14 protein-coding genes and 1 tRNA gene are annotated in these 15,932 nt (G+C 64.5%); 3 read left to right on the top strand and 12 right to left on the bottom strand.

Annotated features, from left to right (window positions below; all coding sequences use genetic code 11):
- Window positions 1–10: 10 nt before the first annotated feature.
- Complete coding sequence (locus ACE3OO_RS01715; protein ID WP_374299083.1) at window positions 11–1,105, bottom strand: FIST C-terminal domain-containing protein; 1,095 nt, start codon at window positions 1,103–1,105, stop codon at window positions 11–13.
- A gap of 96 nt (window positions 1,106–1,201) precedes the next feature.
- Here ACE3OO_RS01715 and ACE3OO_RS01720 point away from each other — a divergent pair, with 96 nt between their 5' ends.
- A complete protein-coding gene (locus ACE3OO_RS01720; protein ID WP_374299085.1) occupies window positions 1,202–1,651 on the top strand; it encodes a DUF2147 domain-containing protein in 450 nt (149 codons plus the stop codon).
- A 212-nt stretch (window positions 1,652–1,863) separates the two neighbouring features.
- Window positions 1,864–2,745 carry a sulfurtransferase gene (locus tag ACE3OO_RS01725; protein WP_374299087.1) on the top strand — a complete coding sequence of 294 codons (882 nt, stop codon included), beginning with the start codon at window positions 1,864–1,866 and terminating at the stop codon, window positions 2,743–2,745.
- A gap of 136 nt (window positions 2,746–2,881) precedes the next feature.
- Here the strand turns inward: ACE3OO_RS01725 and ACE3OO_RS01730 are convergent.
- Window positions 2,882–2,958: transfer RNA gene (locus ACE3OO_RS01730), tRNA-His, on the bottom strand.
- A gap of 161 nt (window positions 2,959–3,119) precedes the next feature.
- Here ACE3OO_RS01730 and ACE3OO_RS01735 point away from each other — a divergent pair.
- The gene (locus ACE3OO_RS01735; protein WP_374299089.1) at window positions 3,120–3,614 is read left to right on the top strand and encodes a hypothetical protein; all 495 of its coding nucleotides are present in this window, start codon (window positions 3,120–3,122) and stop codon (window positions 3,612–3,614) included.
- Here ACE3OO_RS01735 and ACE3OO_RS01740 read toward each other — a convergent pair whose 3' ends face one another.
- The 10 genes from ACE3OO_RS01740 to ACE3OO_RS01785 all read right to left on the bottom strand — a co-directional run bounded on the left by ACE3OO_RS01740 (window position 3,615) and on the right by ACE3OO_RS01785 (window position 15,924).
- Window positions 3,615–4,412, bottom strand: a complete 798-nt coding sequence (locus ACE3OO_RS01740) for a hypothetical protein (RefSeq protein WP_374299091.1) — start codon at window positions 4,410–4,412, stop codon at window positions 3,615–3,617.
- Between the two features lie 3 nt (window positions 4,413–4,415).
- Complete coding sequence (locus ACE3OO_RS01745; RefSeq protein WP_374299092.1) at window positions 4,416–6,143, bottom strand: hydantoinase B/oxoprolinase family protein; 1,728 nt, start codon at window positions 6,141–6,143, stop codon at window positions 4,416–4,418.
- Window positions 6,144–6,148: 5 nt separating this feature from the next.
- A complete protein-coding gene (locus ACE3OO_RS01750; RefSeq protein WP_374299094.1) occupies window positions 6,149–8,191 on the bottom strand; it encodes a hydantoinase/oxoprolinase family protein in 2,043 nt (680 codons plus the stop codon).
- 10 nt (window positions 8,192–8,201) lie between these two features.
- Window positions 8,202–8,903, bottom strand: a complete 702-nt coding sequence (locus tag ACE3OO_RS01755) for an ABC transporter ATP-binding protein (RefSeq protein WP_374299096.1) — start codon at window positions 8,901–8,903, stop codon at window positions 8,202–8,204.
- Window position 8,904: 1 nt separating this feature from the next.
- A complete protein-coding gene (locus tag ACE3OO_RS01760) occupies window positions 8,905–9,669 on the bottom strand; it encodes an ABC transporter ATP-binding protein (protein WP_374299098.1) in 765 nt (254 codons plus the stop codon).
- A complete protein-coding gene (locus ACE3OO_RS01765) occupies window positions 9,666–11,567 on the bottom strand; it encodes an ABC transporter permease (protein ID WP_374299100.1) in 1,902 nt (633 codons plus the stop codon). The genes ACE3OO_RS01760 and ACE3OO_RS01765 overlap by 4 nt, the downstream gene beginning before the upstream one ends.
- A 106-nt stretch (window positions 11,568–11,673) precedes the next feature.
- Window positions 11,674–12,885: an ABC transporter substrate-binding protein gene (locus ACE3OO_RS01770; RefSeq protein ID WP_374299102.1), complete on the bottom strand. Its 1,212-nt coding sequence runs from the start codon at window positions 12,883–12,885 to the stop codon at window positions 11,674–11,676.
- Between the two features lie 72 nt (window positions 12,886–12,957).
- Complete coding sequence (locus tag ACE3OO_RS01775) at window positions 12,958–13,542, bottom strand: amino acid synthesis family protein (RefSeq protein WP_374299104.1); 585 nt, start codon at window positions 13,540–13,542, stop codon at window positions 12,958–12,960.
- Between the two features lie 4 nt (window positions 13,543–13,546).
- Window positions 13,547–14,434 (bottom strand): UPF0280 family protein, encoded by an 888-nt coding sequence (locus ACE3OO_RS01780; protein WP_374299106.1) that lies wholly within the window; start codon window positions 14,432–14,434, stop codon window positions 13,547–13,549.
- Window positions 14,431–15,924, bottom strand: a complete 1,494-nt coding sequence (locus ACE3OO_RS01785; RefSeq protein ID WP_374299108.1) for a 6-hydroxynicotinate reductase — start codon at window positions 15,922–15,924, stop codon at window positions 14,431–14,433. Before ACE3OO_RS01785 ends, ACE3OO_RS01780 begins: the two co-directional genes overlap by 4 nt.
- Window positions 15,925–15,932: the final 8 nt, after the last annotated feature.

Raw genomic sequence — 15,932 nt, forward strand, 5'->3', positions numbered from 1 at the left:
CGGAGAAATGTTACAGAAACAGCGCCAGCACGCCGGTATAGCCGTAGAGCCGCGACTGGGCGATCTCGCCGCCGCAATACATGCCCACCAGCGGCAGATCGGGGAATACCGTCTGGATGCGGGCCAGCTCGCTGGGATCCTGCACGAACTGGTCCTGGCAGCGCGCCATGCAGGAAAACCACAAGGCCCCACGCGGCATGCGGTCGCCGCAGCGGCGTTTGAGATCGGCCAGCATGCGGTCCATGTCACGCGCGGCGCTGTCGGGGTCGCGTCGGCAGAAGAAAAGCTGGTCGCCCTCTTCCACCATGGCGCCGATAGCAATGCCGCCAGCCTGCGGATCGATGCCGATGATGTTGCGCACCAGATAATCGGGACGATCGGCGCCACTGACCGGCAGGCCGACCATCAGGCCATTGGAGAGCTTGCGCAGATCCTGCAGCGACTGCACCGAGAAACTGTCGCGCAGCACGTTATAGGCCTGCTGGCCGTCGAGCTCGAGGATGATGTTGCCGTCGGCGGCAGTAACAGTGTGCAACTCGCCAAGCTGGGTGCAGCCCTGCGTCAGCGCCGTCAGCACGGGCTGGGCCTCGGAAAACACGATGCCGGAAACACCGCCTTCCGTGACGCTGCCGGCCCATTGCGGCCGCGGGCCACGCGCCGCGATCAGGCCGCCGACCAGATAGGCGCCGCAGGCTTCGGCGAAATCCTCGATCAGTTCGGGCAAAGCCGGCACCTGGGGATCGGCATGCACCACGCCAAGCCAGCCCTGCGGCCGCTCGGTCGGTCGGCGGAACAATGTCGCGCTGCCCTCGGGCACGGTACCGACCAGGCAGGCCACCACCGGCTCGTCACAATATTCGGTATCGCCGGCGGCAATGCTGTAGCCGCAGGCGCCGACCATGTCGGCAATGCCGGTGGCTTCGCTCAGGCGCTTGAGGATCTGCGGCAGGCGCTCGGCCATGCGGTCGCTGACATACACGAAACCGACATTGGCAGACTCGCTGAGCGGCATGAGCTGCAGCAGGCAGCCATCCACCGCCATGCGCCAGTCATCCGACGCGCCGACACCAAGACGGAATCGCGCACCCGTGGTCTGCTCGCTCATGCGCTTCTCCTCTGCCATGACTTCACACTATAATGATCCCCACCCGAGCGGGAATGCGTGATCGGCACAAAAATGATTTATGACAGGGAGACCGCAATGCAAAAAACCATCCTGACCGGTGCGCTGCTGGCCGTCCTCTGCCTTGCCGCTCAGCCTGTCCGGGCCGCCGAGCCGGTCCCCGTGGGGCGCTGGAAAACCATCGATGATGAAACCAACACCCCGCGCAGCATCGTGGAAATCCGCGAAGTGGGCGGCGAATTGCAGGGCCGCATCCTTCAGATCTTCTACCGGCCGGACGAAAAACCCGACCCGGTCTGCGAAGCCTGCGAAGGCGACCGCAAGAATCAGCCGGTGATCGGCATGACCTTCCTGTGGGGCCTGAAGCCCGATAGCGGCGACTGGGCGGGCGGCGCCGTTCTCGACCCCAAGAACGGCAAGATCTACAACGCCAAGCTCAGCCTCACCGATGGCGGCAACAAACTGCGCCTGCGCGGCTATATCGGCACGCCGCTGCTGGGCCGCACGCAGGTCTGGCTGCGCGAGTGACCCGCCCTAGAATGCCGATCTAGTTGCGCGATTTACGCGCAGCGCTGGCATCTTTTTCGTCCTGCCTCTTCAGGCTTCTGACCGAATCCTGAGCATGACCAAACCCGGCCGGAGGCGGCCGGCCTTGGAATCATTGCCAGATTTCCGCTGGCACACTCCTTGAATTGAATAGACCGTTCCGTCTATTCGGCAACCCAGCAGAGGAGCGTGCCATGAGCGGTAGCGTGCTGATTTCCCCCAATGAACTGTCTGCCCTGACCAGCCTGGGCGGCGTGGTGCTGATCGATACCCGCAACCCCGATGCCTATGCCGCCGGCCACCTGCCCGGTGCGGTCAACATCCATGACATCTTCACCTACCTGGCCACCTCGACACCCGAGGGCGTGGCCGCCATGCGCGAGAAATTCGCCGCCGTGTTCGGGGCCGCCGGACTGTCGGGCAGCGAAACCGCCGTGGTCTACGAACAGTCGATGAATACCGGCTTCGGCCAATCCTGCCGCGGCTATGTCCTGCTCAGCTATCTGGGCTATCCGAAAATCAAAATCCTGCACGGCGGCTATGCCGGCTGGGTCGCCGCCGACCTGCCGGTCACCACCGATCCCGCCATGCCGACACCGAAAACCTTCCCGCTGAGCGGCGCCAACGCCGGCATCCTGCTGGATCTGGAGGGGATGAAGGCAGCCGTGGCCGATAAGGCCGTGGCGATCCTGGATACCCGCGACGTGGATGAATGGATCGGCGAAAGCTCGTCGCCCTATGGCAAGGATTTCTGCCCCCGCAAGGGCCGCATCCCGCGCGCCGTGTGGATCGAATGGTATCGCATGATGAAGCCGACCGCTTCCGGCCCGATGTTCAAGAGCAAGGAAGAAATCCTGGCCGAATGCGCCACCGTCGGCATCTCGGCCAGGACGCCGGTGGTGCTGTATTGCTTCAAGGGCGCACGCGCCTCGAACACGCTTGTCGCCCTGAAGGAGGCCGGCATCGAGAATGTGAAGCTGTATTTTGGCTCCTGGAACGAATGGTCGCGTGACCCGGCCCTGCCCATCGAAGCCGGCTTCCCCGGTCCGGTAACCATGGCGGCGGCGGCGGAGTGAACAGACTTCCCTAACGGCAACGGAGCGAGAAAAGCCGGAGTCGTTCCGGCGGGCCGGCAGCCCAAACCACCAGCGGCCGAACCTGACGAAAAACGGCCGGCCAAGAGCTAACGCCTTGACCGGCCGTTCGAATTCATGGGGCGAGAGAGGGGACTTGAACCCCCGACCCCCAGGGCCACAACCTGGTGCTCTAACCAACTGAGCTACCCCCGCCACAGGGCAGGCGCTTCTTAAACCGCCCCCCTTCCCGGGTCAAGCTTTCCCTCGTCCGCCGCCACCGCGCCGAGTCCCGGAATACCCGCCCGGCGTGTCCAGACTTTAGGAGCTATTTCAGCACCTTGTAGGGATTCTCGCACTCGGCTAACACTAAAGGCATGACCAGCTTCTGGCTCATCATGGGCGCCCTTCTGATCGGCGTACCCGGCGCCACATTCATCGTGCTGCAGTTGATCTCGCAGCATAAGCGGCAGATTCTTGCCTATGAGTGGAGCGCCGCCGAGGTGGTGCGCCGTGGCCAACGCATGGACGAGCTGGAAAAGCTGACCCGCTCCGCCCAGCAGAAAATCGCGGAACTCACCAAGCAGAAATTCGAGCTGGAGGCGGAAGTCGCCAAGCTGGAGAAACTCGCCAGCAAGGCCGTGGCCGCCGAAGCCAACGTGAAGACCTTCAGCATCGGCATCTACAATTCCGAAGTCCGCCGTGCCCATATGATGGGCGAGAAGCACCGCCAGCTCGACGACAAATGGGGCGAGATCAATTACGTCGAGCTTCAGGCGACCAACGACGATGAAGTGCGCCGCACGATCATGCGCAAATTCCCGCCCGAACGCGGCTTCGTTATCGACTCTGTGCAGGAAGTGAAGAAGTAACTACGTTTCTGCGCTGCCCCAGCGTGACGCCTGCACGGTGATATCCAGACTGGTTTCGTTATCGATTTCGCCACGCGGCGCCACGGCCCAGCGCCATTCCCGGTCAGGCGCGGGCAAATCCACGCCCAGCAGGGCATCTTCGCTCATCACCACCTCGCCGGCGCGGCTGCGCCAGATACGGCGGCGATCCGCCGCCAGTCCGACCGGGCAGGCGATGGCCCGCAAGCCATCCAGATGCGCCTGCACGATGGCACGGCCGAAGGTTTCCGCTCCGGTGCGGCTGATGCCATGTTTCTGCGCATACTCCATCGGCAGCAATGGCAGTTGCGACAGCAGATTGAGCGACAGCACGCAATCCGGCGGTACGCCATCAAGCTCCATCACCGCGCGCGGCGACGGAATCGGCAGCGGCAGGCCGGCGCGCCATTCCGCCAGCGGCCCGACCACGCCGGTCACATCTGCCAGACGCAACTCCACATTAGGGAATTGGTTCGCGAGCCGCCGTGCAGAAGCAAGCCAGGCGATGTCGAAGACCAGGATTTGTTTAAACTGCGCACTGAATTCGGCCAGCGGCAGGTCGGCCAGCGTGCCGCCGCCCAGCAGCCACAGCCTATCCTGCCGGCGGCAATCCCGCGCCACGCTGAGCGCGAAATCGCGGGTGTTCACTTCATGCTCGGCCCAGGCTTTATGGCAACGCCGCCGCCGCGACCATAACGACACGGCCGCCTTCGCATACCCCAGCCGCCGCGCCGCCGGATCGGCCTGAATGCCGGCCCAGACGGCGAGTTCGGCCAGCATCGCCTATTCGGCAGCCGTGCGCGCGGGCGGCGTGACGCCGAAACGCGTGGCAATCTGCTGCGGCGTGTAATAGCCGCGTTCGATATCACGGGCGATCAGGGCCGGATCGCGTTTGGTCGGATCACCGTAGCCGCCACCACCCGGTGTGGAGACGCGCAGACGGTCCCCGACCTTGATCTCGATATCCTGATCCTTGGACAGATGCGGCGGCACATAGGTGCGGGTGCCGTCGGCCTGAACGGTTTCGATTGCCACGGTATTCAGGCCGCCATCTTCGCCGCCCAGCACGCCACGCGGACCGGTGCGGCCGTGATCCATCACCATGGATGCGCGCGCCTCGCCACGCCGCAGGCGGATCGTGTAATTCACGCCGAAGCCGCCGCGATGCTGCCCTGCCCCACCCGAACCTTCATGCAGCGAGTATTCCTCGAACAACACCGGATAATACTGCTCCATCACCTCGATCGGTGTGGTCTTGGAAATGCCGATGGTCGAACAGCCGTTGCTGATCCCGTCGCCGCCATGCCAGCCGCCATAACCGCCGCCCGAGATCACATACATCACATAACTGCGGTCGCGCTTGGGATCATAGCCGCCAAGCGCCAGATTGCCCGATGTGCCGGCGGGCGCGGCGAACAACCGGTCGGGCATCGCCTGCACCAAAGCATTGAACACGGCCTCGGCGATGCGCTGGCTGACCTCGGCCGCGCAGCCCGAGACCGGGCGCGGATATTTGGCATAGAGGAAGGTGCCATGCGGATCGGCGATCTTCAGCGGCTCGAAGGTGCCGGCATTGATCGGCACATCGGGGAAGATGTGCTTCACGGCGAGATAGATGGATGAATAGGTGGTGGCGATCACGCTGTTCATCGGCCCGCGGCAGGGCGGGCTGGAGCCCGTCATGTCGAAATGCAGCTCCTCGCCCTTCTTGTCGACCTTCATCTTGATCAGCAGGGGCTCGTCCACCACGCCATCGGAATCCACCACGGCCTCGCCGTGATAGGTGCCATCGGGGATGGTGCGGATGCGGGCGCGCATCTGCTGGCTGGCACGCTGTTTCAGTTCTTGAATGGCCTGCTTCACCACATCGGCGCCGTAACGGTCCAACAGGGCCGCCAGCCGCTTTTCGCCGATGGCGAGCGCCGCCGCCTGGGCCTTGATGTCACCGATGCGCTGGTCGGCGATACGGATGTTGCTGAGGATGATGGAGAGGATTTCCTCGTCCAGCACGCCTTCCTTGTACAGCTTCACCGGTGGCAGTCGCAGACCTTCCTGCTCCACCTCGGTGGCATTGGCCGAAAAGCCGCCGGGCACCATGCCGCCGATATCGGGCCAGTGCCCGGTATTGGACAGCCAGGCGAACAGCTTGCCCTTGTAGAAGAACGGCTTGACGAACCGCACGTCCATCAGATGCGTGCCGCCCAGATAAGGGTCGTTGACGATATAGACATCCCCGGGTTTCGGTGCCAGCAGCGGTGTGTTGCGCGCCCGCTCGATCACTGCCTGGGTCGAGAACTGCATGGTGCCGACGAAAACCGGCAGGCCAAGTTCGCCCTGGGCGATCAGCTCGCCGGTATCGCCATCGTAAATGCCATCGGAGCGATCCAGTGCTTCAGAGATCACTGGCGAAAAGGCGGCGCGGCAGAAGGCCAGATCCATCTCGTTGCAGACCTGCTGCAAGCCATTCTGGATGACGACGAGGGTGACGGGGTCGATGGGTTTGTTTGCCATGGTCCCTACTCCGCAGTCACGGCAACGATCAGGTTGCCCAGCTTGTCAACATGCACGCGATTGCCGGGCTCGATGACCACCGTGGTGTCGAGCTGTTCCAGGATCGCCGGGCCGGCGAAATCCGCGTTGCGCGGCAGGCGCTCGCGGTCATAGACCGGCGTGTCCTGCCAGCCACCGGCATCATACCAGACTTTGCGGCTGCCCTTCTTAGCCCCGGCAACATCCTTCGCCGGTTCGGCGGCCAGCAGGCGATCGAGCGAAAGCTGCGGCCGCCGGCCGATCACGGCCGTATGGAGATTGACCAGCACGGCGCGGATTTCCGGCAATTCGACCTCGAACCGCTGCCAGTAGGCCTCCTCGAACGCCTTCTGCAAGGCGTCGCGGGTGATGCCCTTGTCGGGCACGGCCACCGTGAGCAGATGGCTCTGGCCCTGGAACTGCATGTCGGCGGAATGCAGCACCTGCACTTCCTCCACCTTCACGCCGTCGCGCTCCAGTGTCGCCATGCCCTCGGCGATCTGGCCCTCCAGCACCTCGGCCACAAGACCGTCGGGCAGCACGCCCAGCGGCTTGTTCACCGTGCGCACATAATCGTGCCGCAGATCGGCCACCACGCAGCCCAGCGCATTGGTGATGCCCGGCCGCGCCGGGATCAGCAGCTTCGGAATACCCAGCTCGCGAGCCAGCGCGGCCGCATGCAACGGTCCGGCGCCGCCGAAGGCAAACAGGGCAAAGTCGCGCGGATCGTGGCCGCGACTTAAGCTGACCATGCGGATCGCGCCGGCCATCTTGTCGTTGGCGATGCGCAGGATCGCGGCGGCGGCATCGTCGGTGTTCAGCCCCAGTGGCTTGCCAACCTCGTGGTCGATGGCATTCTTCACATCCTGCAGCGAGACCTTGTTATCGACCGACAGCAGGCCGTCTGGATTGAGCCGGCCCAGCGCCAGGTTGGCGTCGGTGATGGTCGGTTTGGTGCCGCCACGGCCATAGCAGATCGGGCCCGGCCGCGCACCGGCGCTTTCCGGGCCGACCTGCAGCATGCCGGCCTCGTTGATGAAAGCAATCGAACCGCCGCCGGCGCCGATGGTATGCACGTCCACCATCGGCACATGGATCGGCATGGCATATTCGATCTCAAGCTCGGACGAAACCTGCGGCACGCCATCCTGGATCAGGCCAACGTCAGACGATGTACCGCCCATATCGTAGGTGATCACGTTGGGCAGGCCGGCGGCGCGCGCGGTATAGGCCGCCGCCATCACGCCGGAAGCCGGACCCGACATCACGGTATTCACGGCGGCCTCGGCCACGATGCCGGCGGCGATGGTGCCACCATTGCCCTGCATGACGAGAAGATCCCGCCCGAAGCCCTTGCCTTTCAGCTCGCCATTGAGGCGCTCGATGTAACGATGCAGCACCGGCTGGACGCTGGCATTCACGCACGCGGTCGTGCCGCGTTCGTATTCGCGGTATTCCGACAGCAACTGGTGTCCGGCGGTGACATAACCGTTCGGCCAGACCTCGGCCACGATCTCCAGCGCGCGCTTTTCATGGGCCGGATTGATGTAGCTGTGCAGGAAATGGATCACCAGCGCCTCGCAGCCGGCGGCCTTGAGCTGCTGGGCGGCCGAGCGCACGGCGGCCTCGTCCAGCGGCACGACCACGTCGCCATCGGCATCCATGCGCTCGGGTACTTCCAGGCGCCATTGACGCGGCACCAGCGGCTCGAATCCTCCCGTCAGGCCATAGGCCTGCGGCCGGGTGCGACGGCCCAGTTCCAGGCTGTCGCGGAAGCCCTTGGTGGTGATCAGGCCGACGCGCGCCACCTTGCGCTCCAGCAGCGCGTTGGTGGTGGTGGTGGTGCCATGCACGATGGTGTCGGCCTGTGGCAGGGCGATACCACCCTTTTCCAGCGCACCGAGCACGCCGAAGGCCTGGTTGTCCAGCGTGGTGGGCACCTTCGCCAGGGCAACGGCGCCCAACGACGGCTCGATCCCAATCAGATCGGTGAAAGTGCCACCGACATCGATCCCGACAATCCAACCCATAACGCCGTCCTCACACCGAAAGATACTGTTCGCGCACGGCCGCATTGGCCGCCAGTTCAGCCATGGTGCCGGAATAGCGGATGCGGCCCTTTTCGATGATGTAGGCGCGGTCGGCCACCATCTGGGCGAAATGCAGGTTCTGTTCCGACAGCAGCACGCACAGGCCCTCGTCCTTCAACTGCAGGATGGTTTTCGCCATCTGCTCGACGATCACCGGCGCCAGACCTTCCGAGGGTTCATCCAGCAGGATCAGGCGCGGATTGCCCATCAGCGTGCGCGCGATGGTCAGCATCTGCTGCTCGCCACCCGACATGCGGCCGCCAGGGCGATCCTTCATGCGGCCGAGATTGGGAAACAGCTCGAACAGGCGTTCCGGCGTCCAGGTCGGCGCCCCTTCGCGCGGCGGCTGCTTGCCGACGGCCAGATTCTCCATCACCGTCAGATCGGTGAAGATGCGGCGTTCCTCGGGCACATAGCCCAGGCCAAGCCTTGCGATGCGATGCGACGGCATGCGGTCCACCCGGGCACCGTCAAAGGTGATGCTGCCGCTCTGCGCCGGCACCATGCCGATCACCGATTTCATCGTGGTGGACTTGCCGGCGCCATTGCGGCCCAGCAGCACGACCACTTCGCCGGGATTGGCCTGCAGCGCGAGGTCGGCCAGGATATGGGCACGGCCGTAATAGGTGTTGAGCCCTTCGATCGTCAGCATCTCAGTGGCCCTCCCCGGCAAATACGGCACCCGAGCCGAGATACACCGCCTGTACCTCCGGATTCGCCCGCACCTCGGCCGGGCTGCCTTCCGCGATCAGCCGGCCGCGGTTGAGCACGATGATGCGGTCAGCCTGGGCGAAGACCACGTCCATGTCATGTTCGGTGAACAGCACGGCGATATCGTCCTGCCGGGCCAGCTTCGCCGTCAGGTCCATCAGAGCGATGCGTTCGGTCGGCGCCATGCCGGCCGTCGGCTCGTCCATCAGCAGCAATTTGGGCTGGTTGGCCAGCGCGATCGCCAGTTCCACGCGCTTGAGGTCGCCATAGGCCAGGATGCCGCAGGGCCGTTCACTCTGGTCGGCCATGCCGACCCGGTCCAGCAAAGCCAGCGCCTCGTCGCGGTAGAGCGCATTGGCCGGGCGCCAGAACGACATCAGGCCGTTATGGAATGACAGCAGCGCCATCTGGATATTCTCGCGCACCGTCATGGAATTGAAGGTGGCGGTGATCTGGAAGGTGCGGCCGACGCCCAGGCGCCAGATCTGGCGCGGCGCCATGCCGACCAGGCTGCGGCCGAGCAGGGTCACCTCGCCGGTATCGGGCCTGAGCTGGCCGTTCAGCATATTGAAGCAGGTGCTTTTGCCCGCCCCGTTGGGGCCGATCAGCGCCAGCAATTCGCCGGCGGCGACCTGGAAATTCACATCCTGCACTGCCTGCACGCCACCAAAGGATTTGTGCAGGCCCTTCACGGAAAGAACGCTCATCGCACGACCTCCCGCTCACGCGCGCTGGTAAATCGGGCCGTTGCCTGCTTGATGAAGCCGGCGATGCCCTGCGGGAAAGCGAGCACGATCACCAGGATGGTGAGGCCGAGAATGGCGCGCCAGTATTCGGTGTTGCGCGCAATCGAATCCTGCAGCCAGGTGAACACCGCCGCGCCGGCCACCGGGCCGGTCAGGGTCTGCACGCCACCCAGCAGCACCATCACAAGGCCATCCACCGAACGCGAGACCGCCAGCGTCTCGGGCGAGATACTGCCCTTGGAGAACGCGAACAGGCCGCCGGCCAGTCCGGCGAAGATGCCAGCCAGGATGAAACCGAACCACTGGAAGCGCCGCACATCGATGCCGATGGCATCGGCCCGCAGGGCGGAGTCGCGCCCGGCCCGCAGCACATAGCCGAAAGGAGCATGCACCACCCGCCAGAGGAAGATGATGCTGGCGGCGCAGATCACCAGGGCAAAGAAATAGAAGGCCGTGCGATCCTTCAGCCATTCGCTGGGCCACAGACCGATCAGGCCGTTGGAGCCACCGGTGAAGGCATCCCACTGATAGATCACCGACCAGGCGATCTGGGCGAAGGCCAGCGTGAGCATGGCGAGATAAACACCAGACAGCCGCACGCAGAACCAGCCGAACACCAGCGCCCCGAGGCCCGACAACACCGGCGCCGCAACCAGCGCCAGTTCCATCGGTAGTTTGAGTTTCAGCAATGCCAGCGCCGCGCCATAACAGCCCAGCCCGAAATAGGCGGCATGTCCGAACGACACCATGCCAGCCGGCCCCATCAGGAAATGCAGCGTGGCGGCAAACACGGCGAACACCGCGATATCGATCAGCAGCACCAGCATGTAATCGTCGCCGCCCAACGGCATCAATGCCAGCACGGCGACGAGGCCGAACACGGCATACCAGAAGGGTTTGCTGAGCGGATACAGCGGCGGTTCGACCGTGGCGGCGCCGCGCTGGGCGCCCTGCGGCTTGCCGAGCAGGCCAAGCGGCCGGACCACCAGCACGATGGCCATGATCACGAATTCCACCACCAGGGTGAATTTGCTGAAGGAGAAGACCATGCCGAAAATCGACACGTCGCCCAGACCGATGCAGAACGCCTTGGCCTGAGCGATGAGAAGTGCCGCGAGGAACGCGCCGCCGATCGAACCCATGCCGCCGACCACCACGACCACGAAGGCATCGGAGATCACGGTGATATCCAGCATCAGCTGGGCCGGTTCGCGCGGAATCTGCACCGCACCGCCCAAGCCGGCCAGGAAGGCGCCGAGAAAGAAGACGCTGGTGAACAGGCCGCTCTGGTTCACGCCCAGGGCGCCGACCATCTCGCGGTCCTGCGTGGCGGCGCGCACCAGCGTGCCCCAGCGAGTGCGGTTCATCAACAGCCACAGCAGGCCAAGCACGACGGGGCCAATGGCGATCAGTACCAGGTCATATTGCGGGAAACGCTTGCCGAAAATCTCGACGGCGCCGCGCAGGCCGGCGGCGCGTGGGCCGACCAGGTCTTCCGCGCCCCAGAAATAAAGCGCGGCATCCTTGATCACCAGCACCAGCGCGAACGTGGCCAGCAGCTGGAACAATTCGGGCGCGCGGTAAATGCGGCGCAACACCACCACTTCGATCGCCACGCCGATCAGGCCGACGGCGATGGCGCCGCCCAGCACACCGCCCCAGAATCCGAAGATCGAGCTGCGCCCGAAGAATTCGATCAGACTGTAGGCCAGGTATATGCCCAGCATATACAGCGAGCCATGAGCGAAATTCACGATCCGGCTGACGCCGAAGATGATCGACAGACCGGCCGCGACCAGAAACAGCGACGACGCGCCGGCAAGGCCGTTCATGAACTGGATGACGATATTGGCAAGCAAGGCCGCGACCCGTGGAGCAGGAAGGAAGAAGGAAGAAGGTGCCCCCTGCCCTGCGGCCTCGCGGCCATGGGCAGGGGGCGGCCTTGGAGTGTATTACCCGGCCGCCTTAGTCAGCAGGGCGCATCTTGGCGACGTCGGCATCCGACGGCAGGAACTTGGCGCCGTCAGCATAATACCAGTCGGTCATGATGCCCTTGCCGTCCTTCAGGCCGATCTTGCCGACATAGGCGCCCATGGTCGACTGATGATCCTGCGGACGGTAGGTGATGTTGCCCAGCGGGGTGCTGTGCGTCAGCCCCTTCATCGCCGCCACCAGCTTTTCGGTGTCGAGCGTGCCGGCCTTCTTGATCACGGCCGCCGCGCTTTGCACCATCGAGTAGCCAACGATGGAACCCAGGCGCGGGTAGTCGTTGAACTTCTTCTGGTAGGCATCGGCGAAAGCCTTATGCTCCGGGGTGTTGATGGCATACCAGGGGTAACCGGTGACCCACCAGCCGACCGGCGCCTCGTCCTTCAGCGGGTCGAGATATTCCGGCTCGCCCGCCAGCAGGTTGAAGACCGGCATGTTCTTGAACAGGTCGCGGGTCTGGCCCTCGCGCACGAACTTGGCCAGATCGGGCCCGAACAGCGACGAGAAGATCGCATCCGGCTTGGCGGCGGCGATGGCATCGGCCACCGCGCCGGCCTCGATCTTGCCCAGCGGCGGCGCCTGCTCGATCACGAACTCGACGTCAGGCTGGGCTTCCTTCATCAGCTTCTTGAAGGCTGCCGTGGCCGACTGGCCGTATTCGTAGTTCGGGTACACGATGGCCCAGCGCTTCTTCTTCAGCTTCACCGCTTCCGGCACCAGCATGGCCGTCTGCATGTAGGTCGAGGCGCGCAGGCGGAAGGTGTACTTGTTGCCCTGGTCCCAGACGATCTTGTCGGTCAGCGGCTCGGCGGCGATGAAGAGGGTCTTCTTCTCCTTCGCGAAGCTGGCCACGGCCAGGCCCACGTTGGACGGGAAGGTGCCGATCAGGAACGAGACCTTCTCGCGGGTCAGCAATTCCTCGGCGATGCGCACCGCGTCGCCGGGCTGGCCGTTATCGTCGCGGCTGACGATCTCCAGTTTCTTGCCCAGCAGGCCGCCGCTGGCGTTGACCTGCTCCACCGCCAGTTCCCAGCCCTTCTTGTAGGGCTCGAGGAAAGCGGCGAAGTTCTTGTAGGAATTCATCTCACCGATCTTGATGGTGTCCTGCGCCTGGGCGCCACTCCCCATCAGACCAGCCACTGCGATACCGAACGCTGCACTCCACTTCAACCAGGTCCTGCGATCCATAATCTGCCTCCTTGGTGATAGTTCTGTGGATCCCCCCGAAACGCGGGTACGCTAATCACTCTTCCTTAACCCCTATCGCTGCCCGTCCTCGCCCTTGATCTCGTGGACCTGCAGGCCGCCGACGCGGGCATGCACGCGTCCACCCGTGCTCATGGCCAGGATGAACGCGATCTCGTTGTCGCGCGGCCCGTCGGGCGCGCAGAATTCAATGGCATCGAAATGGCTCCGCACATAGGCGGCATTGATGTGATGCAGCGGAATGTCGATGCGGCTGCCCACGCCGGCCAGCTTGGTGGTCGATGGCACGATGGCCTTGGCATTGCCCAGCACCTCGCGCATCGAATAGCCACCGGGAACATGCCACAGCGCACCATGCTCCAGCTCACCGCCGGCGCCGACGATGGCGCCCTTGCCATAAGCCTCGATCTCTTTCGGATTGCCGCCCAATGCCGCCACCAGCCGGCGCGTCAGCTCGACGCCGACGGGCTTGAGCGCCTCCATCATCGGCGTGATGTCTTCGACATAACGGCCGGCATAGGGATTCTTCACCAGCGCCCCGATCACGCCGCGGCGCGGCGGCTTGGCAACCTTCGCGCCGCCATCGTGGAAAATCTCGTCGGTGATGCAGACGATCCTGCGGACCTCGACCGATACCATGTCCCTACCCCATTGCCTTTCGTTCACTGGCCAGCAGCGTCTCGCCGCCGATACTGCGATGCTCGCCCCGCAGCGAGAGGAATGCCGCGTGAATCAGTCCGGCGCGGCGCAAATCCTGCGCGCGACGCAGACCAGCCGACAAGGCTTCCTCTACGGCAAATAACGGCAGTGTACCTACGTTCACGGTCACGGGAATATCGCCCAGGTCGGACTCGTCGCGCAGGCTGTTGGCCGGCCGGCGCTCGACGGCAGGATGATCGATATTCACCGCGTTCGCCACCATTGTCGCCGCGGCATCTGCCATTGCCGCATTCGTCGCCAGAATGGTCACCGCATCGGCAATCCCACGCGAAAACGAACGCCCACGCCAACCGGAAGTAGCGATCCCGCGCGAAGCGTGTTCCGATGAGAGTGTCGCAACCGCATCCAGATGCGGCAGATCGGGATTGCATATTACAGCCGCGCGCAGCGACTCACCCGGCGCCAGGTGGAAAGCGATGTCGCCGCCATTATTCACATAGGCCTTGGTCAACGCCGTGTCGTGCCGCATCGCCTGCAGGATTTCATCCGCCACTGCCCCCGCCACGGCCGCCATCGGCGTGACAAAGACATCACGATACGGCCAGCAGGCTGCCGCCATGCGGCGTGCCACCGGGCCACGCAGCAGCGGATGCACCTTGCTCAACGGCCGGCGCAACTCATGCAACTCACTCACCAAAACGCCGAGGATATCCTGGAAGCGCGCGACGGCCTGCTCATAGGCGCGTTGGCGCTCCGCCGCCGGACCGAAGGCTTCGACGATCAGGTCGATCGGTCCGTGCTGCAGATGCAGCCGCGGCGCGGCCGGATCACGGCCACCAAGCCAGACGGCGCTGGGCGGCTGACCGGTCACGGCTGCTCCTCGGCGGTCGGCTTCGTGATCGGCCAGGGATTGTCCGGGCGCCAGGCCAGCTTGCTGAGACGGCCGGTCTGCAGCACATCATCAAGCTGGACCACATAATCCATATGGCCGCCCAGCGCGGCGTAATCGTCGCGCCGCAGGGTAAACTCGATGGGCGCCACCAGGGCCGGCGTCGGCACGTAGCCAAAGGAATTGTCGGGCATACGCGCCACATCCACCATGTAGGTGATGCCACCGCCCGGCCAGACATAGACCGGCGCGCCACCGGAAGTGACGCGCGTGAGGCGATCCTTCACCGAAAGCGTCAGGCGCACCGGGTTTTCCGTCACGCCGGCGCGCAAGCTGCCGCCGGCACCAGCCATGAACAGCACGGTACACAGCGACGGCTCGCAATTCTCGGCGATGCGCTCGACCACCTTGGTGATCGGGGCCGGCATTTCGGCCGGCTGCGGCTTCAGGTTCTGGTCCAATACATACCAGGCGCTGTGCTCGCCGGTGGTGGAAACCATCAGCAGCCGCATGCCCGGCCAGGCCGTCTTGGGATCGATGCTTTCAATGATCTCGAGCGGATCGGAAACATTGGTGCCGCCCCAACCCAAGCCCGGATCGGCCACCTGGAAATAGCGACCCGGCGTCGATTTGCGGCCGCGCACCCGGATGCCCGAGAGCTTCATGTCGAGGAAACGACCGGCCTGGTGTTCGGTCAACACGCCGGTGATGTGGTCGTCAACGACGATCACCTCGTCGGCATGCCCCTGCCACTGCTTGGCGAAGATACCGATGGTGGCGGAACCGCAGCCCACCCGCATGCGCGCCTCGGGTTTGCCGTTCACCACCGGCGGCTTGTTGGCCTGGATCACCACTTCGGCGCCGCCGTCGATCTGTACGGTCACCGCCTGCTTGTTGCAGAGCGCCAGCAGGGCGTCGCAGGTGACGGTGCCTTCTTTCTTGCTGCCACCGGTGAGGTGATGCACGCCACCCAGCGACAGCATCTGCGAGCCGTATTCCGTGGTGGTGACGTGGCCGATCGCCTCGCCATTCACCCGCACGGCGGCCTGTTCGGCGCCCAGGTAACGGTCGGTGTCGATCTTCACCTTCACGCCGCAATAGCTGAAAATGCCCTCGGTCACCACGGTCACCATGTCGACGCCGTCATGCTGCGAGGCGACGATGAAGGGGGCCGGCTTGTAATCGGGATAAGTGGTGCCGGCACCGACGCCGGTGACGAAAGCTGCGGGTGGTGGTGCCGCCACGCTGCCGTTCCAGCCCTCGCTGCCCGACAGGAAGGGTGTGACACTGCCACCCTGGGCGATGGCGCGTTCGGTGATGATCAGCGGATCGACGCGGGTGAGCACGCCCTCGACATTGGCGTAGCGATCGCAGGCGCCGGCCTTGCCCGGACGGATGCGGCACAGCACCGGACAGGCATCGCAACGAACGACGTCGTCCTTGACGGCTTCGGTGGTGGCAACGGCGGTCATGGCTGCCC

Origin of the sequence: Ferrovibrio sp. (assembly GCF_041906005.1) — a bacterium.
In the GTDB taxonomy this organism is placed as follows: domain Bacteria; phylum Pseudomonadota; class Alphaproteobacteria; order Ferrovibrionales; family Ferrovibrionaceae; genus Ferrovibrio.